Source organism: Lysinibacillus fusiformis (assembly GCF_003049525.1).
Classification (GTDB): domain Bacteria; phylum Bacillota; class Bacilli; order Bacillales_A; family Planococcaceae; genus Lysinibacillus; species Lysinibacillus fusiformis.
Window position 1 is genome coordinate 16287 of record NZ_PYWL01000001.1, and the last position, 22396, is coordinate 38682.

General features: G+C 36.3%; 22 protein-coding genes. 15 read left to right on the forward strand and 7 right to left on the reverse strand.

Features of this window, described 5'->3' with window-relative positions; genetic code table 11:
• Positions 1–618: 618 nt before the first annotated feature.
• Positions 619–1038, reverse strand: coding sequence for a helix-turn-helix domain-containing protein (locus C9J29_RS00105; protein ID WP_237068717.1), 420 nt, complete (start codon positions 1036–1038; stop codon positions 619–621).
• A gap of 702 nt (positions 1039–1740) precedes the next feature.
• Between C9J29_RS00105 and C9J29_RS00110 the strand changes: the two genes are divergently transcribed.
• The 3 genes from C9J29_RS00110 (at position 1741) to C9J29_RS00120 (ending at position 3890) form a co-directional block, all read left to right on the forward strand.
• The gene (locus C9J29_RS00110) at positions 1741–2097 is read left to right on the forward strand and encodes a helix-turn-helix domain-containing protein (protein ID WP_008174533.1); all 357 of its coding nucleotides are present in this window, start codon (positions 1741–1743) and stop codon (positions 2095–2097) included.
• 95 nt (positions 2098–2192) lie between these two features.
• Entirely contained in the window at positions 2193–2693 is a 501-nt protein-coding gene (locus tag C9J29_RS00115; RefSeq protein ID WP_107921471.1) for an ImmA/IrrE family metallo-endopeptidase, read from the forward strand.
• Between the two features lie 297 nt (positions 2694–2990).
• Positions 2991–3890 carry a hypothetical protein gene (locus tag C9J29_RS00120; RefSeq protein WP_008174535.1) on the forward strand — a complete coding sequence of 300 codons (900 nt, stop codon included), beginning with the start codon at positions 2991–2993 and terminating at the stop codon, positions 3888–3890.
• A gap of 164 nt (positions 3891–4054) precedes the next feature.
• Here the strand turns inward: C9J29_RS00120 and C9J29_RS00125 are convergent, their stop codons facing one another.
• Positions 4055–4651 carry a TetR/AcrR family transcriptional regulator gene (locus tag C9J29_RS00125; protein ID WP_089985450.1) on the reverse strand — a complete coding sequence of 199 codons (597 nt, stop codon included), beginning with the start codon at positions 4649–4651 and terminating at the stop codon, positions 4055–4057.
• 117 nt (positions 4652–4768) lie between these two features.
• On the opposite strand from C9J29_RS00125, the gene C9J29_RS00130 reads away from it, so the two are divergent.
• From C9J29_RS00130 to C9J29_RS00155, 6 genes are all read left to right on the forward strand, one after another.
• The gene (locus C9J29_RS00130) at positions 4769–5497 is read left to right on the forward strand and encodes an ABC transporter ATP-binding protein (RefSeq protein WP_107921472.1); all 729 of its coding nucleotides are present in this window, start codon (positions 4769–4771) and stop codon (positions 5495–5497) included.
• Positions 5494–6510: an ABC transporter permease gene (locus C9J29_RS00135; protein WP_008174538.1), complete on the forward strand. Its 1017-nt coding sequence runs from the start codon at positions 5494–5496 to the stop codon at positions 6508–6510. The genes C9J29_RS00130 and C9J29_RS00135 overlap by 4 nt, the downstream gene beginning before the upstream one ends.
• A gap of 163 nt (positions 6511–6673) precedes the next feature.
• Entirely contained in the window at positions 6674–7546 is an 873-nt protein-coding gene (locus C9J29_RS00140) for an ABC transporter ATP-binding protein (protein WP_008174539.1), read from the forward strand.
• Between the two features lie 18 nt (positions 7547–7564).
• The gene (locus C9J29_RS00145; RefSeq protein WP_043989765.1) at positions 7565–8266 is read left to right on the forward strand and encodes a resistance to Congo red protein; all 702 of its coding nucleotides are present in this window, start codon (positions 7565–7567) and stop codon (positions 8264–8266) included.
• Positions 8267–8298: 32 nt separating this feature from the next.
• Positions 8299–9006: a response regulator transcription factor gene (locus C9J29_RS00150; RefSeq protein ID WP_008174542.1), complete on the forward strand. Its 708-nt coding sequence runs from the start codon at positions 8299–8301 to the stop codon at positions 9004–9006.
• 9 nt (positions 9007–9015) lie between these two features.
• Positions 9016–10458 carry a HAMP domain-containing sensor histidine kinase gene (locus C9J29_RS00155; protein ID WP_107921473.1) on the forward strand — a complete coding sequence of 481 codons (1443 nt, stop codon included), beginning with the start codon at positions 9016–9018 and terminating at the stop codon, positions 10456–10458.
• 13 nt (positions 10459–10471) lie between these two features.
• On the opposite strand, the gene C9J29_RS00160 is transcribed toward C9J29_RS00155, so the two are convergent.
• Positions 10472–11230: a DUF4184 family protein gene (locus C9J29_RS00160; RefSeq protein ID WP_164908683.1), complete on the reverse strand. Its 759-nt coding sequence runs from the start codon at positions 11228–11230 to the stop codon at positions 10472–10474.
• A 159-nt stretch (positions 11231–11389) separates the two neighbouring features.
• Between C9J29_RS00160 and C9J29_RS00165 the strand changes: the two genes are divergently transcribed.
• Both C9J29_RS00165 and C9J29_RS00170 read left to right on the forward strand, forming a co-directional pair.
• Positions 11390–12148, forward strand: coding sequence for an ABC transporter ATP-binding protein (locus C9J29_RS00165; protein ID WP_089985443.1), 759 nt, complete (start codon positions 11390–11392; stop codon positions 12146–12148).
• A 3-nt stretch (positions 12149–12151) separates the two neighbouring features.
• Entirely contained in the window at positions 12152–14536 is a 2385-nt protein-coding gene (locus C9J29_RS00170; RefSeq protein ID WP_107921474.1) for an ABC transporter permease, read from the forward strand.
• 62 nt (positions 14537–14598) lie between these two features.
• Here the strand turns inward: C9J29_RS00170 and C9J29_RS00175 are convergent, their stop codons facing one another.
• Positions 14599–15042 (reverse strand): 2-thiouracil desulfurase family protein, encoded by a 444-nt coding sequence (locus tag C9J29_RS00175; protein ID WP_008174550.1) that lies wholly within the window; start codon positions 15040–15042, stop codon positions 14599–14601.
• Positions 15043–15219: 177 nt separating this feature from the next.
• Between C9J29_RS00175 and C9J29_RS00180 the strand changes: the two genes are divergently transcribed.
• Positions 15220–15702 carry an NUDIX hydrolase gene (locus C9J29_RS00180; RefSeq protein ID WP_008174551.1) on the forward strand — a complete coding sequence of 161 codons (483 nt, stop codon included), beginning with the start codon at positions 15220–15222 and terminating at the stop codon, positions 15700–15702.
• Positions 15703–15753: 51 nt separating this feature from the next.
• Here C9J29_RS00180 and C9J29_RS00185 read toward each other — a convergent pair whose 3' ends face one another.
• The 3 genes from C9J29_RS00185 to C9J29_RS00195 all read right to left on the reverse strand — a co-directional run bounded on the left by C9J29_RS00185 (position 15754) and on the right by C9J29_RS00195 (position 18393).
• Positions 15754–16269, reverse strand: coding sequence for a DUF6886 family protein (locus tag C9J29_RS00185; RefSeq protein WP_107921475.1), 516 nt, complete (start codon positions 16267–16269; stop codon positions 15754–15756).
• Between the two features lie 12 nt (positions 16270–16281).
• Positions 16282–17022: a class I SAM-dependent methyltransferase gene (locus tag C9J29_RS00190; RefSeq protein WP_107921476.1), complete on the reverse strand. Its 741-nt coding sequence runs from the start codon at positions 17020–17022 to the stop codon at positions 16282–16284.
• A gap of 186 nt (positions 17023–17208) precedes the next feature.
• Positions 17209–18393 (reverse strand): YbfB/YjiJ family MFS transporter, encoded by a 1185-nt coding sequence (locus tag C9J29_RS00195; RefSeq protein ID WP_008174554.1) that lies wholly within the window; start codon positions 18391–18393, stop codon positions 17209–17211.
• Between the two features lie 112 nt (positions 18394–18505).
• Here C9J29_RS00195 and C9J29_RS00200 point away from each other — a divergent pair, with 112 nt between their 5' ends.
• From C9J29_RS00200 to C9J29_RS00210, 3 genes are all read left to right on the forward strand, one after another.
• Complete coding sequence (locus C9J29_RS00200) at positions 18506–19396, forward strand: LysR family transcriptional regulator (protein WP_107921477.1); 891 nt, start codon at positions 18506–18508, stop codon at positions 19394–19396.
• Between the two features lie 199 nt (positions 19397–19595).
• Positions 19596–20963: a guanine deaminase gene (gene guaD / locus C9J29_RS00205; protein ID WP_090001099.1), complete on the forward strand. Its 1368-nt coding sequence runs from the start codon at positions 19596–19598 to the stop codon at positions 20961–20963.
• 51 nt (positions 20964–21014) lie between these two features.
• Entirely contained in the window at positions 21015–22367 is a 1353-nt protein-coding gene (locus C9J29_RS00210) for a uracil-xanthine permease family protein (protein ID WP_107921478.1), read from the forward strand.
• Positions 22368–22396 lie beyond the last annotated feature (29 nt).

A 22396-nucleotide genomic window follows, 5' to 3' on the forward strand; every position in this document is an offset into this window, starting at 1 on the left:
TATACCGAATAGGAAAGCGTCATTTCACTTGAATGTTAGCCATTTCTCATAGCTTCCTTTGTAATTGATTGCTTGGAATAGGTGTGATGAGATTTCTGTAGCCGCTCCTCTTGCCTATTTAGCTCCTACAAATCTTTACTGAAACCACCCCTTTTTTCCCTTTATTTCCATCGAGATAAGATATCTAATCTCTTGAAAAATAAGGATTGGTATTTTTATGCCTCAAACAGATTTATGAGGCATATTGATCGGTCGACGGTTTCGCTTCCTGTTCATTTATTATTTTTACCTCGTCGTCCTACTTCCAAGTTTACACTATGAATTACTTAAAATGATATGTTTGGAACGTTTGGAACATCTGTCACACTTGGAACATATGGCAAGTAAAATGTAATACCTTATTAACCAATCTTCTACAGTTAGATACTTAAGAACTTCTGGGTCATTCTATTTGTTTTAATATTGCACTTCACTCTCCAGTGGATACTAGTATTAAATAGCTGATACTAAATGTTCTTCTTGATGGAAACAAAATAACAGCTCTTCATTTCTGTTAGCCCCAGAAAAACTCTCCAACTATTTAAAGATTCACACACAAAAAAAGAAGTAACCCAAAGGTTACCTCAGCATCATATCTAAAATTCTTTCACGCACACGTTGTACACTAGTATGACTCATATTTAGATTTGCACCAATCCCGCGGAATGACATACCTTCTAGTAACCAGAAAAGTACTTCCTGTTCGAGGTCGCCAGTTACTTTGCCAGCTAAATTTTGAACTAATAGTAGCTCATCTTTAATCTTGTTCATACGCTCCTCACGTAAAGCTCTCATTTGAACATGTGCATGAACTGGGTCACTTGTTCTTCCAATAGCTTTTGGCATTGCTGCCTCAAAGCCATACTTTGCTGTAGATGCTGTAGCTGTTAATGAATCTAGTTCATCCTTCATTCTCAAGTATTTGCTCATATTATCATTGTATTTTTTAATGGCCTTGTCTAGCTGGTAACGATTTAGTTTTATTTTCTCTATTATCAAAGTTTTGCCCTCCTATGTATCCTTACAATTCTCTCAGCCCTATCATTAAACCACTGACCGTTACAACGGAAGCATTTACATTGTGCTAAATGAAAATTGTTGCCGCTTATTTTTCTCCTTTTCTTTCCTTGGTCTTTATGTGCTCATCACTCGTTATTAAATCTGTTTTCCAGTTTGCTTATTAGAATAGTAAGTCTGCCTTCGTACCCTCAATTAGAAATAGTCATTTCAACAATTGGAGCGATGTAATCAGATAGTTAAAAACTGGAAATAGATTCATAAATGGTTTTCCATTCGGATTCTTATATACACAACATTTTGTTGTTTTATTACGTAAAAAATTTTGATCAATCTCATTTCAAATAGTAAGCAATTGCTAATGCTACTTCTAATGATGGTGTGCGTACTCCTTATTCAATCATTCCATACTAGCTCTTACTAATAATGATACCAATTGATTCCTCAAGTTTTTCTACTACTTTTTTTGTGAGCAGTTATTCAGTTTTCTAGAATTATTAAGTATTAACCGACGATTTGTTGTTTTCAAAATTATACCCCCAACATTTTGTTGTCTTTATAATACCCAACAAATTGTTGTTAGTCAAATAAAAACTAGACATTTTGTTGTTTTTTGTTTTTAATTAACTAATAACCCAACAAATTGTTGTATAATAACAATACATATTTAAGCGAGGTGTAATCATGTCCAATGTATCGCAAAGGCTTAAAGACTTAAGAAAAGAAGCAAAGTTAACACAAGCAGATGTTGCCAAATTTTTAAATATTTCGGAAAGTGCGTACGGCTATTATGAACAAGGCCGCAATGAAATTTCCATAGGAAGTGTTCAAAAGTTAGCTGAAAAATACGATGTAAGTGTAGCGTATATATTATGTGAAACAGATGAAAAACAGCCGTTAGATAAAGAAGAGGCTGCTTTCCAAGCATTTGCGAACGATCCAGAATTGCAGGTCTTTTATAAAGAGCTTCCTAAATCAGATGAAGAAACGGTACGTCGTTTACGTGACATTTGGGAAATTATCAAACATGAAAAGAAATAATATGTATATTTTTAGCCCTTCTTCCTAGAAGTGGGGTTTTATTGTAAACTAAATAAGAACATACGTTTCACTACATGGAGTTTGGGGATGATTTTATGTCAAATACTACATACACTGAAGATTATATTGAAAGCCTTTATACAAAAATAGGAATTTTATTACCACATCAGCTAGATGTCAATGAAATTGCTGGCAAGTTAGGCATATTAATATATTTCTGGGATAATCCCAGCCAAGTTTTGTTTTTAGGTGGAAGAGCTTATATTTTTTTAAATCAAGATCTATCACCTAAACAGCTATGGCAGGATTTTTGCCATGAGCTTTGTCATGTTTTATTACATAGTGGTAGCCAGGAAAAAATGCCCTACTCATGGATTGAGTATCAAGAGTGGAAGGCCAATAATTTTATGGTACAAGCATGTGTACCAACATTTATGCTAAACAACATAACCTTGCCAGGGACTGAGGATAAAGCCATTCAATTAATTCAAGAACTATTCAATGTTGAATGGGATTTTGCTTATAAAAGATTAGAACAGTATAAAAACAATAAATTTATGCATGAATTAGATGCAAAAGCAGAAAAAATGTACTGAAAAAATAGATATGATCACTAATCATTATATATAGCGAAGTTCTGGAAGCCATATGGATTTATTGGATAGGAAGGCTAAAAATCGGCTTTACCATCCAATAAGTCCCCTCTCCCAATAACTCCACACATCTCCTCTTAGGACAAATTATTTTTTTTCGAAAGAGTCATAAAAGGTTAAAAGGTACATGGTTCTAATGATTATTTCCTACACAAATTAGGCATACAATTGCTACCAATCGAATAGAAACCTATATAGGGAACATTTTGTTATGGGAAAAATAAAGTGGGGTGTGAAAGGATGCTTAAAGTAAATGATGCAAAAGAGATGGTACTTGGAATTGTGCAAGATGACCCATTGTTTGTTGCGCTACAGCATACGCCATTAGAGGAGAGCCTCTACAATGATGATTATTTAACGAACATCGATGAAACTAATCACTATACAATAGCAGAAATCGCTGGCTGGTTCGATATTACAGATGCCATGCTTCGCTACTATTTAAAGCCGTTTGAGCAGTACATTTTCGACAATGCTACACCGAATGAGCATGGAAATATCCGTTTAGACTTACCAGCTATATTAAGGCTAAGAATGATTTTATTATTAAAGGATGAATATCGTGTGAAGGGTATAAAATTATTGCTTGGTATTGATGATAATGGTCAGCTGTTGAGGCATCAAATTACGGCAACGACTATGGACTCCGGGGATTTATCCAATAAAATTGATGTTCTTGGGAATGTCCTACAGCAAATGATTCAAACAGGGCTTTTTCAGATTTTGCCGGATGAGAAGCATGGAACATTACAAGTTAACATTAATCAGGAATTTCTTGCCGAGAACATTCAACGATTATCCTCCGATTCGGCCCTTCAGTTTGAGGAAATTCAAAAGGAAACCTCGGAATTAAAACAGGAAAATGAAAATCTCCAACAACAGATTACCGAGCTACAAGAAAATGGTGTCAAGGAAATTGTACAGAAAATTAGAGAGCGTCATATCGAAAATGAAATCGTTTCTACCTTACGTACAGAAGCATTACAGCAATTTTCAATGAATAATCAAGTTAGTTTTTTCAAAAGGATGTTCAGATCCTCTCAAATTGAAATGGAAAAAGAGCAATTCGTTTTAAATTATATTTCTACACACTTAGAAGAACGCTTGGAAGTTGCATTAAATGATTATTATGGAAAATAATTTTGAATACGCTTAATTAGAACATGAGGTAGGCGATGTGAATGATGCCAATCATGTTCTTTTTCATTTTCCCATTGTTCTATTTCGCATACTTAGCGTTATTCTAGTTTTTATAAGGAGCAAAAATCTACATGGCCCATTCTACGTTATGTAGATTTTTGTGTTTAACTGCTAGCTACTACATTCCCTAAAAATCGCATTAACCGAAAATGCATCGTGACCATTTCTTCTACCGTTAAATTGTCATTGCCCTTTTCCAACCATTCTTGAATCACTCCTAAAATGGCAGATGCTATAAAGGCTTGTAAGTATTGCTGGAATTCTGGGTCCTTCACTTCCTCGCGAACTACCGATAATCTGTCCAAAATATGATTGCCAAATATGGTTTTCATCTTTTGTGTAAAGCTAGGGCTTCCCTGTTCACCTAATAACATACGATAGGCGGGTGCATGCTCTTTTATGCAGGTGATAACCTTGATGAACGGTTGATAGAGTTGTCCCATTTTCAATGTTTGAAAAGCATCTACTGGTTGTACATGTTTCACATAGCGTTCTAATTCCATCAACAGTTCCTGCTGCAAATCTTCCATTACTTTATATTTATCTGAGTAATGCAAGTAAAAGGTTCCTCGATTAATTTGGGCTGTTAGTGCTAAATTTTTTACTGTCACACGTTCAAAGCCCACCTCCTCTACTTGCTGGATCAATGCCGATTTAATGGCTTGTTTTGTTTCAAAATTCATCTTGTCATGTACGGACAATGTACTTCCCTCCATATACTTAACACATACTGGCAAACTGTTTATTGTATTTGCTCACATGCTACCTTAAAATTTTTATCAAATCAACATTGTGTTCAGTGAAGGAGTGAAATTTGTATGGTCGACCATGCCATCTTAATAAAAGACCTTGAAAAAAGTTTCCAACATAAGAAGGTTATTGCCCCCCTTTCTTTAACGATTCCAAAAGGGCAATTAATGGGTTTACTGGGTCCATCAGGCTGTGGTAAAACAACGTTAATTAAAATGATAATGGGCATGCTGAAACCTGATAACGGCACTGTTGAAGTATTAAATTTGGTTGTACCCCACCAACAATTATTGAAAGATATCGGCTATATGGCACAATCAGATGCTCTTTATACAGATTTAACGGGGGAGGAAAATTTACATTTTTTCGCTAAGCTTTATCCCTTATCGAAAGCCGAAAGAATGGAGCGTGTTGCCTATGCTGGCAATCTTGTCCGTCTTACCGATGATTTACAACGTAAAGTGGGGAATTATTCAGGCGGAATGAAAAGAAGATTATCGTTAGCGATTGCCCTTATTCAAGATCCTAAGCTATTGATTTTAGATGAACCAACAGTAGGAATTGATCCTGTCCTCAAAAAAGAAATTTGGCAAGAGCTCCTTCGTTTAAAAGATCAAGAACAGAAAACGATTTTAGTAACGACTCATGCAATGGATGAGGCAGAAAGATGTGATCAATTAGCTATGTTAAGAAATGGTCGAATTATTGCACAAGGTACACCCCAAGCATTAAAGGATCATTACCAAGCAAAGGATTTTGATGAAGTATTTTTAATGGCTGGAGGGGACGTATTATGAGAATGGGTGCAATTGTAACAAGAATCATCCAACAGATGAAACGAGATAAACGGACACTTGCATTATTGTTCTTTGCCCCACTGCTCGTACTGTCATTAATGTACTTTATTTTTAATAGTAACGAAGCTACGATCACACTAGTTGTCTCCGATGCCCCCGCGCCATTAATAGAGAAACTTAAAAATGCGGATTTTTCGATTGTTGTAGACGATCATTTTACGAAAAAACAACTGCAGGATAAAGAGTATGACGGATGGCTAGAAATAGAGCCAAATAGTAGTAAATTAACTTTATTAAATGATGATCCTTCCCAGTCAAAAGCTTTAACCATGCAGCTTGCACAAATTTTACAGCCATCACAAGCCGCAATGAGGAGCTTGAAAACAGACTATGTGTATGGTGATGAAGATACTGCCATTTTCGATATTTTTAGTCCCATGCTCATTGGCTTCTTTGTCTTTTTCTTTGTCTTTTTAATTACTGGCATTGCCCTGTTAAAGGAACGCACCTCTGGAACATTGGAACGTTTACTCGCCACACCGATTAAACGTTCAGAAATTGTAGCAGGTTATATGGTCGGCTATGGTCTATTTGCCTTTCTACAAACGATTATTATCGTGTTGTTTGGTATTTATGTACTAGATATTGTTCATGTAGGCTCTATCTGGCTTGTTTTACTCATTAATATGGTAGTCGCTCTTGTGTCCTTATCATTGGGTGCGCTATTATCAAGCTTTGCCGCTTCCGAATTTCAAATGATGCAATTTATACCATTAATTATTGTTCCACAAGTATTCTTTTCGGGCATTTTCCCACTTGATAGTATGGCTGAATGGCTTCAAAGTATGGGCAGAATCATGCCCCTTTACTATGCAGCAGACGCATTGAATGGCGTTATGTATAAAGGGTATGCCTTCCTGGATATTATCCTGAATCTCAGCATACTTGCTTGTTTCGCCATTGTTTTCATCACTTTAAATATTATTAGTTTAAAAAAATATCGCTCGTTATAATAAAACGTTAAAAGTTCTGCTCCATTCGGCAGAACTTTTTTTATTGCGGGTATGATAATATCTAAATATAGGGAATTTATCCAATTTCATTGAAGTGAAAGACCAAATTTCTTTATAATAATTTTATAGTCGAGATTTATCTAAAGAATAAAGGTGAGTGAAGATGGCTACTATTTTGGAAGTACAAAACGTTAGTAAACAATTTAATGGGAAAACAGTTTTAGAGCATGCATCGTTTTCGATTGCAGCCAAAGAAATTATTGCGCTTGTCGGAAAAAATGGATCTGGAAAAAGCACTTTACTCAAAATTATTGCGGCTTTCATTAAACCAGACAGCGGTAAAATTGTGGCGCATAAAACTTCGCTAAAAGTCGGTTATGTCCCAGAAGTCACCCCTTCCCATATTTTATTTACCCCGCAAGAATATCTTTATCATATGGGGCGGATTCGGGGTATGCCTAAAAAGCGTCTTTTGCAGAAAATAGATGAATTGCTTGAGATGTTTCAATTAAAAGAGTCTCAAAATACAAGGATCGTCCACTTCTCAAAAGGAATGAGGCAAAAGGTGATGATCATGCAGGCAATGCTAGAAGAAACAGATTTACTAATAATGGATGAGCCATTATCGGGGCTTGATGCCAAAGCACAAAATGATTTCGAACAAATATTGGCCACAGTAAGAGATAAAGGACTAAGCATCATCCTAACTTGCCATGAAACGAAATTACTCGAAAGTCTTGTCGATTCAGTTTTACTTATTCAAGAAAATCAACTCATTCAAGCAAAGGATTTGAATAGCCAGCCTGTATATCGACTAATATTTGATATTGCAAGCCTAGCATTACTCGATGAAATTGTACCTTTGATGGAAATTCAACAAAAACAACCTTTAGCGAATGGTCATTATGAAATCGTATCGATAGTGCAGGCAAAGGATTCAGATCAAATTTTGCTAAAACTACTACAAAAAAATGCCTCTATTAAATATTTAGCTAATGGCCATCACAAAAAAGAACAATTTTCTTCTCATTTTTAATAGGAGGTATCGAAAAAGATGAGCAGTTTATTGCGCTATCAATTTATTAATTATTTAAGAACCTATCAATACGTTCCACCTTTTACAATATTCATCCTCTGTCTTGTCGTTAACTATACGTTTGTGCCTAATCCAATATTAGATAGCTATTCATTTACATCGCTTATTCTGTTCTTTTTAATGGGCTGGTTTACTGTTACATTATTTCATGCTGAGGATGAGGGGCAAAAGTTGATTACTACTCTTCATGCCAAAAGTCCAACACATTACAATATTGGAGTTTTCATTATTTGTGGTTTAATTGCTTTTAGCTTAAGTTGTGTTTCAGTCTTCTATCCTATTCTCATTGATGCGTTTTTCGAAAAACCAACACCATTACATATAGGATTAGGTTTCTTGTCTCATTTTAGTTTATCGATTCTTGCTATTGCACTCACTGCCTTGTTCACAAGAGAGATTGTGAACAATAGGCAAAATACTTGGTGGGGTGTCATAAGTATCCTAATTATTTCTGTCGTTATCGCTACTTTAAAAAACAATATCCAAGCTGGTCTCCTGTGGCTACTACCGCCTGTTCATTTTTCACTAGAAATAATGAGCATTGGCGATCAAATAGAAGTAGTCCCTAACGTATTTTACTGGCATTTTGCTTGGATAATCATTTACGCATTCCTTATCATTACTTTATTTTTCTTCCTCGTTAATCGGAGAAGAAAATGATTTAGACATTAAATTAAGGAGAGATCATTTTAATGAAGAACATCAACGTTCTAATTGTGGAGGACGAAAATGATATTGCCAATATTATAAAGGATTACTTAAGCGTTCATCAGTTCGATTCACATATTGTAAGAACTGGCCATGAAGCTATCCTTTATTTGCAAGAATCCGCTCCAGATTTCGTGATCCTTGATCTTTCTCTACCCGATTGTGATGGGATCGAAATATGCCGTAAGATCCGTGAACATAGTAATGTGGCAATACTCATTTTAAGTGCTAGAGGGAGTGATACCGATAAAGTATTAGGGCTAGGATTTGGTGCGGATGATTATATGACTAAACCATTTTCACTAAGTGAACTAGTGGCAAGAATTAATGCCCATTTACGAAGGCAGGATAGATGGCTTCAAGATCATGACGTTCAGAAGGATGTCCTTCACATTGATAATATCATTATTAATAAGCAGGAATATCTTTTTTTGCGCGATAACAAGCCTATTCCCCTGTCAGCAAAAGAGTTCGAGTTACTATTTTTTCTAGCTAAAAATAGAAATCAAGTCTTCTCCAAAAGTCAGTTGCTTGATGCAGTTTGGGGTTATGACACCTATGGAGACGAAAATACAATTACAGTCTACATTAGACGGATTCGAGAAAAAATTGAAATCAATCCTTCTCATCCTGTTTATCTTCAAACCGTTTGGGGAGTTGGTTATAAATTCAGTACATCCAATCACGTATAGGAGACTCAAATGTACTTAAAAAAATGGATCAACAAATGGATATGGACGCTTATCATCTGTGTTGGACTATTGTTTATAGGAACTCTTATTCTATTCTTTGCTACCAACAAATCTCAAGAAGTATCAGAGGATCAATATGTCATCAATCAAATTCGATTATCCGTGAACCAGTTATTATTGTACATAGAAGATCATCTTTCAATTCTAGAACGAGATTCCGAGATACGTAGTATGCTGCAACAAATGAGCGATGACCAAGAAATTGATATGACCGTACTTCACCTAGATGGCAAAGTAATATTCCATACAAAAGAGAATGACCTTACATCTACGATTCAAATTAAAAATGATATACATTATGATTTATTTACATCACAACAAGAACCGGGAAAATTAAATATTGCTTTTCCTATTGTTAATGATGAGAGTCATGAACAAATAGGAAATGCTATTTTTACCCTAAACAAAGATAGTCTATTTCCATCCAAACAACCAAATTCAAACTACTTATTTTTAGTAGTCATGATGGGCGCTCTGAGCTTCTTTATTATATGCTTCGCCCTATATATGAATAGGAAAGTACAGAAAGACATTTTAACACCATTACATGAGCTGAAAAAAAACACCGAGGAAATTGTCAAAGGGAATTACGAACAAATGAGTAGCTATCCGAAATTGGATGAGCTTGGTGAATTGTATGCCGTATTTGACCAAATGCGATTAGAGATTAAACAATTAGTCATCCAACGAAATGAACAGGAGCAACATCAAAAAAAGCTCATTTCGAATATCTCTCATGATGTGAAAACACCTCTAACTACTATAAAAGCTTATTTGGACGCTATATCTGAGGGCGTTTGTCGAGATGAAGATTCACTTATGTCCTACATTCATATCATGCAGTTAAATACGGAAAAAATGTCGAGACTCATTGATGATTTATTTATTCATACATTAAAGGAACTCGGCCACATCCCCATCCATTTAAAAGAACAATATAGCCGAGACGTCCTTACAAACATTTTGCAGCCGATTCACTATTATGTCCAAACAACCAATATTCATTTTATCAAACCTGCAATGATTCCTAATGTCCTTATTCAAGTAGATGAGGGACGGCTAGAGCAGGTTATATCCAACCTTGTTACCAATGCATTAAAGCATACCTCCAATGGAGATACCATAACTATTACTACTTATATTGAAGATCAAACACTTTATATCCAAGTAATAGATAATGGCAATGGGATGCTTCCCGAAGATATGCCCTTTATTTTTGAACGTTACTTTAGAGGTCATCAGGCCGAAAGAGAATCTGCTATTAAAAACGAAGGAGCGGGGCTTGGCCTATCCATTTGTCAGCATATTATGGAGGAACACTATGGTTCAATTTCATTTCATAGCAAGCACAAGGAAGGCACTACCTTTACACTTACACTCCCTATCTCGTAAAAAGACTCCCATTTTAGGTAGTCTTTTTATCGTTCATCGTTCTTTTCCGATATGCTAAACAGATGGAAAGGGTCAGTACACTACAAAAAAATGAATCGATGATACGGACAACCCATACCCCGTAGCTGCTTAACGGAATGCCATTGATCCACTGCCAAAGACATACATAAACAAACGTTAAGAAAGCTAGCGCACTCCAAAAAACTATTTTTTTCTGAGGAGATACCGCCGGCACTTTATTATGTTTGATCAAAGATGCCCTGTAATACATATATCCAAAAATAAGCGTAATGCCTAACAATGTACTTCCGTGCTGTAAAAACTTATAAATGGGGATATGAAATCCAAATAAAGTAAATGTTTGAGAAAGAAAACGAAGATTGGTCACCATATACCCATTTTGATGTGTAAATGAATCCCATATGACATGGGTTAGCATACCTAATAATGCTGAATAACTAAAAACAATGATTTTCCATGTTTTAGTCCCTGAAATTTGATAGCTATTAAAATCCTGTAAAAATTCTGGTAAATGGCTCATGATTGGTTGATGGATAAACCGATGATAAATCAAGTAGATTATTAGTACGAGTGGAAGATTGAATAAAAAGAACCCTGCAAATGTATGACCAATCTCCCCTATTGGGCGTCCCCTTAAAAAGTATTCGAAATCTGGAGCCATGCTACCTAATACCAAGGCAGAAAAATGAATATATTTACTTTTTCGAGAAAAAGGTAGGACTGCTGCTGGATGAGCAAATGTTAATGGCATAACTTCCATCTCCTTTTATGACATCTTTCAAATCGTTTACTACAACGTTTTTTTGTTCAAAAGGTTACTTTGACTGTAAGAATTTATTAATAATTTCATAAGGACCTACTAATAATTACATATTACACTAAAGAAAATAAATCAAAAGGAGGCCTTACTATGGAAAAAGAAGTACTGATACGAGCCCAAAATGTATGTAAAACCTTTTCAACGGGTAGCGAACAATTCCATGCCATTAAAAATATGAATATTGATATTTATAAGGGGGATTTCACTGTTATTATGGGGAATTCTGGTTCTGGTAAGTCAACGCTTCTTTATCTTTTAAGTGGACTGGATACGATTACGGCAGGTGAAATTTACTTTCAAGGGGATAAGCTAGATACCTTTTCAGAAAGAAAGCTAGCGTCCTTTCGCTCACAGAAGGTTGGTTATATCTATCAAAATAGCAATCTCATCCCTGATTTGACGCTGCTAGAAAATATCGCCCTTCCTGGATACATCGCCAAAACTAATAAAAAAGTAATTATCCAAAAAGCAGAACAGCTACTACATTTAATGGGTCTTGATAAGCAACGAAATCGTTTACCTTCTCAAACATCAGGTGGTCAGCAACAAAGAGCTGCAATAGCTAGAGCATTGGTTAATAATCCTGAAGTGCTTTTTGCGGATGAACCAACTGGTAGTTTAAATTACGATCAAGGGGTAGCCGTATTAGATATCTTAACTAATTTAAATAGAAAAGGGCAATCTGTTGTTATGATAACCCATGATATAAAGGCAGCTTGTCGTGCAAATCGTCTTATTATCATTCAAGATGGAAAAATAGATGGGGTATTAAACTTCGAAAAATATGATCATCTTAATATACAAGAGCGAGAACATATTATCTTTTCTTATGTTGCTGGAAAGGAGTAGTCGATGTACGCAATTGTCACTCTTTGTTCCTCCCATTTAAGAAAAAGAAAATTGCAAAATAGTCTGATGGTTGTCCTTATTTTCCTATCAACGCTTTTACTCGCTACTTCTGTAACCATACTAATAAATACGAACAATATTTTTGAAAAAGCCCATTTTGATTCAAATGGTGCCCATCAAATTTTAACAATGGGTGATGATGTTCATAACCCTTTTGCCGTAAACGATTGGTGGCAGGAGCAGCAAGGGGTAACTTCCTCCGACTTAATACCCTATAGAAATTTATCTGGAATTACCTTCGATGGGAAAGAAATGCCCAATCTCTATTTATTTATGATGGATACGCAAAAAATGCCTTCAATGATCGATCAATTATTATTTTCTGAGGGAGAAAAGCAAACATCTCCACCTAAAGGGACCATATGGATTCCTACCTCATTGGCATCAAGTGCTCACATTTCACTTGGCGATGCAATTGAATTTAATACAGGTGAGAGAACGTTTAGCTTAATGGTTTCAGGTGTTGTAGTAGATATGCCCTATGGTGGTCCTTTTACAACAAACGCTCGTATTTGGATGAACTATATTGACTATCAGTTGCATTTAGCATCCATGATCGGTACTGAACAATACATGATGGCACTACGCTTTGACGATTATCAGCAAAGCTCTAGCTATTGGCGTGATTTTGAAAACTATCTGCAAGGACCTTATCTCGAATCTAAAATGGAATATGAAGAAATAGCTTCTTTTTATTTAATTATTAATAAAATCATTGGTTTTATCATGATTGCCTTTGGTATAGCTATGCTTCTGGTATCTTTATTTATCATTGGTTTTAGCATTTCCGACGCCATTTTAGCGAACTACAGAACAATAGGCGTTATGAAATCTCTCGGTCTATCGTCTCTACAGATAAGTGCTACTTACGTATTACAATTTAGCTTGTTATCTGCTTTCTCGATCATACCTGGACTCATCGTAAGTAAATTTCTTTCCAGAATCATTATAGAAAGCTCCTTATCCTACCTTAAAGCAGGAAATCATTTAGCCATTCACCAAGATACTCGACTAACCGTGCTAATTGCCCTCATCCTATTTGGGATTGTGCTACTCACCGCCTTTTTCTACTCGAACAAGGCACGCAAGGTGGAACCTGTCCAAGCAATCAAATATGGTATGTCGGAAAGTGCAAATAGTAAAATAAATCGTCGTAGAAGCAGCTCGAGTAGACTATTTCGTTTATCTAATCTACCTATTCAACTTCAAATTGGACTGAAAAGCATAACAAAAAATTTAAAAAGTTCCATACTAATTATAGCGCTTACCTCTATAACATCTGCCATACTCGTCTTTAGTGTGGTCATATTGAATAGTTTTATCTCCATCAAAGAGACTTCACCCTCGTGGGGGTATGATGCATCACATGTAGTAGTAACCGTATTTAATAAAGAGACATTTTCAAAACAACAATTTGAAGATTTTTTACTGGAAGATGAACGTATTAAAGATTATGCATGGCTAGATCAATTAACGGGAGTACTTCCTAACGACAACAATTCGCCATTAAATATCAGTGTCAATGTCATCGAGGGTAGCTTTGATGCCGTTGGCTATGAAACCATGTTTGGACGTAATCCTGTCAGTAAAAATGAGATAGCTATCGGCATTAATGTCGCGCGGTCTTTAAATAAAAATATTGGAGATATTGTAGAAGTTTACATTGAGGGGAAGCAGTACTTTCTGATCATTACAGGAATCTATCAATCTATAGCAAATATGTCCAACTCAGCGAGAATTTCAGCAGATGTTATTAAAGTTTATAACGCTACCTATTCTGCTTCTGAAATTAGTATGATGAATCTATTAGATGTAACATCCGCTCCTCAAATTGTCGAGGATTTGAATGCTCACTTTAAAAGCTCTATATCAGCAGTCACACAACAAGTATTACTAGATGCTGTTTTTAAAGAAGTTGTAGCCGTATTAGTTATCCCACTTTCAATCGTTGGCTTTTTATTTATCATCGTAACATGCATCATTATTTTTAGTGTATCGAGAATTAATGTTAGAAAAGAAAGTAGTACGTATGGAATTTATAAATCCATTGGAATGACCTCTCCAAATATTAGGTGGTCGATTACATCCGGTATTTTAATTCTTTCTATTTTCGGCGCAATCGGAGGATTTATTATCGGTATAAAATTAATTCCACTTGCTCTCCATTCCATTATTTTAGAATACGGCTTACTTGAACTTCCGCTTGTGATCAACTGGCCGATGAGTATCGGAATAAGCCTTGTAAGTGTAATGGCAGCTTGTTTTGGCGGCTGGGTCTCTACAAAAGTTATAGCTAAGACTTCACCTCGAATATTAATTGTGGAATAAGCTTGGCCCCTACAAATTAGGGGCCATTTCCATGGAGTGATTTTTGGAGGAACCGTCATTCACTAAATATCTTCTTCCGATAGCACGACAATATTATTTCTTCGAAGTAAGGCAGTGGTTACGCCTTCCCCGACTATTTTAGTACCGTTGAACTCGCCATTATAAATCGCTGCACTACCACAGGACGGGCTATTTTCCTTTAAGACGACCTGTGTCGCTCCCACCTCTAGCGCTTTCTGTAAGGTCGCATACGCCCCCTTCATATATAGCTCTGTGACATCACGGCCAGACCTTTCAATAACGGTAGCTTTGCCATCAAGAACATCGTCTCCATTGCCTCCCACTATTTCAGCAGGCTCACGAGGTGTTGAAAATCCTCCCATGAGCTCAGGACAAACGGTGATAGCCTTTTTCTCTAACACAAGCTTTTGTAATCTGTCATCTATACAGTTCGTACTGTTATAACGAACATTTAATCCTGCTAAACAAGCACTTATTAAAATCACTCTATTCCTCTCCCCTTTACGATCATCGTCTATATGAATAACATCATTTTAACATGTGTCTCTGAAAAATTACTAAGTGGCCTAGTATTTTCTCTGATACAATACGTATCAAAGCAGTTCTAGTTTCTTAGAAATGGAAAGGGAATTTATAAAGAAAAGAAGGAGGAGTAGATTGTCGTGGAATTTACGATTTGTTTTTTAAAAAAGGGTGAGCACATCCTATTACTTAATAGAGACTATCCAACTTGGATGGGCGCATGGAATGGTGTAGGTGGAAAAATTGAACAAAATGAAACACCTTTAGCTGGTGCCCTAAGAGAAATTAAAGAAGAGACAGGTATTACGGTTGAGGATATTACTTATAAAGGTAAAATCACATGGACAGATGGGGTCATTGATTATGGCTGTATGTATGCGTTTATAGCAGAAATTCCTGATTCATTTACATATGTTACACCGATAAAGGTTGCAGAGGGCATTCTTGATTGGAAGGAGCTTACTTGGATTTTCCACCCTGAAAATGTAGGCATTGCAGATTTAAAGTATTATTTGCCTACAATGCTTAATGAAACTACGAACTACGAATACATCTTTACTTATCAAGACAAAAAATTAGTCAATATCTCTTCAACACCGATTGAACAAACATCTAACGTATAATAAATAACTAAGCCTCGTCTATGTAAAAAATACATGACGAGGCTTGTTTACTTAATATCTTGGCTGGGCGCAGCGCATTCGACACATTGACCAATGTAACGTTGTATGCTGAATTTCATCATGAATGTCCCATAGGCTATCTACTATTCTCAATTCGACATTACGTTCTAACATTGCACTATATATATCATCGATTTCAAATAACGCAATAGGAATTTGAGGCGTTTCACTAACCGAATAGCCCGCATTTTCATCCTGTAGCGTAAATCCGTTACCCTCAAACTCATATAAGTATAATCTTGTACTTTTCAATACCTCCACCCATTTGCGTTCGATAACCACTACATGAGGAGCTGTTGTGAGATAATGCTGTCTGTCCTGATCTGTCGTTTTACTCCCAGCATGAAAACAAACACGCGGACAATCTCTCGGAGTTAAATAATTAGGCAGGCATCTCTCGTTGATCGCCCATACAAGACCTTTGCTTGCATCTAAATCTGGTCGCTCAGGTATACGAGGATGAAAAATCGATATCGTAGGGTCTTCACTAACATGAAATAATCTCACGGTCTCTCCTCCTTAATTTTTCAGTTTAAACACTATAAAATCAGCACAATGCAAATCTTCCTCAAATTGAGGGTACTTTTCAAGCATCTCTTGTGACGGTCTCGGCTCTATAATTTTTTCTATATGAAAGCCCGCTTCCGTAATTGCTTCCACATAGCTTGTTAATGTGCGATGAAACAATACAATAGGTGGGTCTGCAGCTAGTTGTTGATAAACACCTTCATAAAAGTAACGCTGTACCTTCCAATACTGCTGATCCAGCTGCTCATGTCTAATCCATCCACTATTTGGCGTGACAAAGCAGGGATGCAATATTGAAAAAACAAAAGTGCTATTCGGCTTTAAAAGACGATACATCTCACGTATTGTAGCACGATAATCCTCTAAATCTTGAAGTACCATATTCGAAACGATACAATCAAATTGATTGTCTGCTAAGAACGTTAAATTTTCACAATTACCATGAAAAAATTGAACGGGCAACTGCTGTGGTGTTCTTTCCATAGCAATGTCTAGCATTTTTTGTGAAAAATCAACAGCCGTTACGATAGCCCCTTGTTTCACTAGTAATCTACTTAAGTATCCTTCGCCACACCCCGCATCTAATAGATGCTTTCCATCCACCTCTCCCAGTAGAGAAAATATAGTGGGGTTTAATAGTACTTCACGATGAATATCACCATACTCATGATAATTAGCGATATACCTTTCCGCATATTGATTCCAACGTTTAATGGCTTGTTCTGTATTCATAAAAATACCTCATTTCAATGTAAAATCGTAACGTTACGTCCCATGTGCACTTGTCTATTTTTCCATATAAAGAAAAAAATATATAGACTTTTATTTAATTTTTTAATATCATGTAGATAGAGGCACGCCTTCTTTAAGTAAATGACTCAAGCCAGAAATCCATATAGGATTTCTGGCTTTTATGCTTTATATCGAAATGGTATGTTCAGCAACAGCTTCTTTTTTTATGGTCAGCCATCTGCCCACTAACATCACTAGTAATGCCACAAAGACGATTATACCCGCAAAGACTAGCGCTGCCTTATAGCTATTATAAATATTGACCAGCTGACCCGCGACAATAGGTCCAATTATTTGTCCAAACGCATAAAACGTTGTTAGTAATGATACAACAAATCCACTTTGTGTAGGAAAAAGTTGCCGTGCATAGGATGTAGTCAGTGTCACAATACCTACAAAGGTTAGACCGAATAAAAATGATGCTACTAATACACTCCATACAGTTTGTGAAAATACAGGTAACAAGATGCCTATTACTTGAAGTATGTATGCCACAAACAAAATTTTTATTGCTGAAAACTTCTCTAATAAGATCGTCCAAACAGGTGCCGATGGGATTGCCGCTAATCCTACAATGACCCAGCTATACGAGGAGTACGCTTGGAGAGAAGGAATATTATGAATAATATCCACTAAAAAAGTACCTGTAATAATATACCCTAGTCCCTCAAGTCCATATGACAAAATAAGCCATGGCATAAAGCCCTTTGTCATTTTCGTATTAGAAGAATTCGCTACTTTTAACGTATCTTGAATCTCTAAACCTCTCCATAAAATAGTAGTAATCAGTAAAAAAACAACTGATAGTATGCCTAGTCCTAACCATGTTCCTTGCCATGCAAGTCTCGCTTCAATAAGAGGAACGCATATGCCTGAAATGGCAATTCCTAGCCCTATACCACTAAATACATAGCCCGACCATCGGGATAGTGAGTGTTTCGCCAAATAATCCATGACAATACTAGACGTTAAAACAAAAATTAGTCCACCTGTAATACCAGCGATTAATCGAAGAATTAACCATATACTATACAGCTCCATCAAGCCCATTAATCCAACTGATAGGACATTAAAAATAACACTTACCATTAAAATTTGTTTACGCTGACGATGAATAAAGCCCGCCCATAGTGCACCAATGAAATAGCCAATATAATTACTTGAAGCTAAAAACCCAGCAACTTCTAAAGAAAATCCTACATCCTGTCGCATAAACGGTAGAATCGGCGTAAAAGCAAATCGACTAATGCCCATAGCGATGACGAGTAATAAAATTCCTCCGAAAACAATCCCCATATGTTGACGATTCATAGTGTCCCCCCTTTCCCCTATTGTAATTAAAAGGATACCGAGCAAAAATTAATAAATCTAATATATAATCTATATAAATGCATAAAAATAATTTATAAAAGGTGTGTCTATCATGAATCTACATGCACTGCGGTTATTTACAAAGGTAGCCGAGCTCAATAGTGTTTCCAAAGCTGCGCAAGCCCTTATGATTAGTCAGCCCGCTGTAACCATTCAAATTCGAAATTTAGAAAAAGAACTAGGTTTAACATTGCTAGAATCGAAAGGTAGAGGTATTACACTAACTCAGAGCGGTGCCTTTTTATATAAACAAGCACAGCGCTTATTTGATTTAGAAATAGATATCGAAAATAAAGTAGAACAGTTAAAAAATACAGGCCATGAGGAATTACAAATTGCTTCCACACATGTGCCCTCTCATTTTTTATTACCTAAATTATTAGCCCATTTTAAACAAGTCTACCCAACTACGCATATTCATTTAAAAACAGCTAATTCACAGCAAGTAATAGAGGAGTTACTCCATTATAAAGCAGATTTAGCCTTTATCGTTAAAGAAGATGGTCATCACCCTGATATTCATTACCAATTTCTGATGAATTTAGATTATTGGTTTATTGTGCCATACAATCACTCATTAGCCGGTCAAACGGTTTCACTTTCCGAACTCATGCAACAGCCCTTTGTCACAAGAGAAGATGGTAGCTCCACAAAGGAATATTTAAATGCATTATGTAAAGTACATAAGATACCCCCACCTAAAGTGGGACTACAACTAGATGGAATCAATGAGTCCATTCATGCAATTGCAGCTGGTTTCGGGACGATGCTTGCCCCATCCATAGCAGCATCCAGCTTTATCCATCAGCAACAAATAGCACGAGTGTTTATTGAAAATATTGACATTCAGCGCCCAGTTTATCTTTGTACACGGAAAAATGAACAACCTCATTCTTCTTCATTTAATAACTTTCTTCATATCATTCATGAAACAACTTCTTAGAAAAAAAGGCACTCTAGCATCAAAAAAGAGTGCCTTTTTCTATCTTTCAGCGTCTGTCAAAGCTGTAAAAATGTAGGCTGAGCCATTTTTTTACCACTAACCACTCCCTATTATTATTCGTTTTTTTATAGACTTAATAGTTTAAATAGCCTATAATAATCCGTGTTATTATCAATAAACGAACATTAAGGTGGTTTTTATGGCTGAATATACGCAAATTTTCAAAGGAACAGCTTTTACTAGTAAATCTGCTACTGAAGTTCAGATTTTAAAAGATTATTTATTTTTCATTAATGCAGATGGCATGATTGAAAAAACAGTCTCTCCTGAACATGTTGATTACCAACAATTATTAACTACATACCAACACCATAAACATTTTCATCCATTAGATGAAGGTCAATATTTCTTACCAGGATTTGTCGACTTGCATGTACATGCACCACAATGGGCGCAATCTGGTACAGCTTTAGACATACCACTTTATGATTGGTTGAACACATATACCTTCCCTATCGAATCAAAATTTTCGGATTTAGTATTTGCTCAAGAGGTTTACGAAGATTTAGTGAGCACACTCCTTGCTAACGGCACTACAACATCCTTATATTTTGCGACGGTTCATAAAGAGGCTAGTATTCTTTTAGCAAAAATTTGTGCTGAAAAGGGGCAACGAGGATTAGTCGGAAAAGTGGTGATGGATGACCCTGAACAAAATCCTCATTTTTACCGAGATGCTACTACACAAACAGCTCTTGCTGATACAGAAGAATTCATTTTAGCTGTTAAGGATTTAGCAAAGACAACTAAGCAAGGTGTATATCCTGTTGTCACTCCTCGCTTCATTCCAAGTTGTACCGACCATGCTTTAAAGGGCTTAGGGGAATTAGCAGCAAAATACAATACACATATCCAATCTCACTGTAGTGAAAGTGATTGGGAACATGGCTACGTCAAGGAAAGATTCCATAAAAATGATGCTGAGGCTCTCCATGATTTTGGTTTATTAGGCGAAAAATCTGTTATGGCCCATTGTAATTTCCTAAGCGATGATGATGCACGTTTATTTGCTGAGACAGGCACAGCTATCGGTCATTGCCCAATATCTAATGCCTATTTTGCAAATAGCGTTATTCCCATTGCCCGTTTCCATGCACTCGGCGTTGATATTGGATTAGGTTCAGATATATCTGGTGGATTTTCCCCTAGCCTTTTCGATAATGCAAGACAAGCTGTCATGTCATCGAGAATGCTTGAAGATGGGGTAGATACAGCAATCGCAGCCAATAAACGTGGTGTTCCAAATTCACGTATTACGATTAATGAAGCCTTTTATCTAGCGACAGCTGGTGGCGGTGAAAGCTTAAGCCTTCCAATTGGTCGTTTACAGGAAAACTATACATGGGATGTACAAATCATTGATACAAAGACCCATTCTGCAAAACTTCCGATTTTCGATAGCCAAGAAGCATTACACGATATTTTCCAAAAAATGATGTATCTTGTCCGTCCTGAAAATATCCGTGAGGTTTGGGTCCAAGGGAATAAAGTTCATTCTAGGGACTAATGATTCATCAACTGTCTATTAAAAATTTATCAATATGAGGTGCACATTTTCGTGGAAACGCAACATAGCAAACTAACTAATACAACGAGAAAAACAACCAAATTAACCGTACTGCCAGATGAAAAAGTTTCGATTGGTCAATCAGCGTTACTAGGTTTACAGCATGTCATGGCAATGGATGTTTACGTTGTCCCATTTTTAATCGCCATGCTAATTGGCTTACAAACTGGTCAAGCCAGTGCATTAATCCAATCAACCTTTATTGCTGCAGGGCTTGCAACTATTATACAAACACATTTCTGTATGAAATTACCAATGGCGCAGGGCCCTTCCTATGTTCCACTAGGAGCAATCGTTGGTATTTACGCAGCCAGTGGCAGTGGGGATTTAGGGTGGAGCACAATATTAGGCGCAAGCTTAGTTGGTGCCATTTTAGTAATTATTTTAGGCTACACAGGTATCTTCAATAAAATTGTACAAACATTTATTCCGCCAATTGTAGGGGGAACAATTATTTTTGTTGTTGGTCTATCGTTAATGCCTGTCGGTTTAAGCGATAATATTTTTAATGGAGCAGGTGCATCCATTCAACAAAATATTTATTTAGCATTGATATCAGCAGTAGTCCTAATGATTTGTGTAATGCTAGGTACAGTCTTCCATCAAAAGGGGCGTCTATTCCGTATTGGCTCCGTTATTATTGCTTTAATAGTTGGTAGTATTGCTGCAAATAGGATGGGAGTTTTAGATTTATCAGCTGTTTCACAAGCAAAATGGTTTAGTATGCCTCAAATTCCATTCGCGGATTTCAGCTTTAGCTTTAATATTTCTGCCATTATTACAATGGTCATTATTTATATTGTCTTAATGGCGGAAACAACAGGAACATGGTTTGCTATTAGTAATGTTATCGATAAACCTTTAACGGATCAGCAAATTAATCGAGGTGTTGTCGGTGAAGGGATTGGCTGTTTTATTGCTTCATTACTAGGTTCTACACCAGTAACTGGTTACTCAACAAATGCAGGGGTAATTTCCATTACAGGAATTGCCAGTCGTCGCGTATTTATCGCTGCGGGTATTTGGTTTATTGTTTTTGGCTTCTCTGGTAAATTAGCCGCTCTCATTTCAGCCATTCCCTCGGCTGTCATTGGAGGAGTATTTGTCATTGTTTGCGGCATCATTGCTATTAGTGGTTTACAGGTCATGAAAAATGAACATATTGGCGAAAAGGAAATGTATGTGATTGCTATTCCAGTTATTTTAACGTTAGCATTGACATTATTACCAGATGATTTCTTGTATTCATTACCGACAACTGTTCAATATTTATTCGGCTCACCAATTGCCACAGCTGCACTTGTAGCCATTATCCTCAATAAAATATTACCACGCTCAAAATAATGAACAATTTCATGCACAACCCACTTTCA

Excerpts from the sequence above, each read along its gene's own strand:
- C9J29_RS00170 (WP_107921474.1), top strand. The coding sequence starts at position 12,152 with ATGTACGCAATTGTCACTCTTTGTTCCTCCCATTTAAGAAAAAGAAAA.
- C9J29_RS00165 (WP_089985443.1), top strand. The coding sequence starts at position 11,390 with ATGGAAAAAGAAGTACTGATACGAGCCCAAAATGTATGTAAAACCTTT.
- C9J29_RS00200 (WP_107921477.1), top strand. The coding sequence starts at position 18,506 with ATGAATCTACATGCACTGCGGTTATTTACAAAGGTAGCCGAGCTCAAT.
- C9J29_RS00150 (WP_008174542.1), top strand. The coding sequence starts at position 8,299 with ATGAAGAACATCAACGTTCTAATTGTGGAGGACGAAAATGATATTGCC.
- C9J29_RS00160 (WP_164908683.1), bottom strand. The coding sequence starts at position 11,230 with ATGCCATTAACATTTGCTCATCCAGCAGCAGTCCTACCTTTTTCTCGA.
- C9J29_RS00135 (WP_008174538.1), top strand. The coding sequence starts at position 5,494 with ATGAGAATGGGTGCAATTGTAACAAGAATCATCCAACAGATGAAACGA.
- C9J29_RS00110 (WP_008174533.1), top strand. The coding sequence starts at position 1,741 with ATGTCCAATGTATCGCAAAGGCTTAAAGACTTAAGAAAAGAAGCAAAG.
- C9J29_RS00145 (WP_043989765.1), top strand. The coding sequence starts at position 7,565 with ATGAGCAGTTTATTGCGCTATCAATTTATTAATTATTTAAGAACCTAT.
- C9J29_RS00120 (WP_008174535.1), top strand. The coding sequence starts at position 2,991 with ATGCTTAAAGTAAATGATGCAAAAGAGATGGTACTTGGAATTGTGCAA.
- C9J29_RS00195 (WP_008174554.1), bottom strand. The coding sequence starts at position 18,393 with ATGAATCGTCAACATATGGGGATTGTTTTCGGAGGAATTTTATTACTC.
- C9J29_RS00115 (WP_107921471.1), top strand. The coding sequence starts at position 2,193 with ATGTCAAATACTACATACACTGAAGATTATATTGAAAGCCTTTATACA.
- guaD (WP_090001099.1), top strand. The coding sequence starts at position 19,596 with ATGGCTGAATATACGCAAATTTTCAAAGGAACAGCTTTTACTAGTAAA.
- C9J29_RS00155 (WP_107921473.1), top strand. The coding sequence starts at position 9,016 with ATGTACTTAAAAAAATGGATCAACAAATGGATATGGACGCTTATCATC.
- C9J29_RS00140 (WP_008174539.1), top strand. The coding sequence starts at position 6,674 with ATGGCTACTATTTTGGAAGTACAAAACGTTAGTAAACAATTTAATGGG.
- C9J29_RS00130 (WP_107921472.1), top strand. The coding sequence starts at position 4,769 with ATGGTCGACCATGCCATCTTAATAAAAGACCTTGAAAAAAGTTTCCAA.
- C9J29_RS00190 (WP_107921476.1), bottom strand. The coding sequence starts at position 17,022 with ATGAATACAGAACAAGCCATTAAACGTTGGAATCAATATGCGGAAAGG.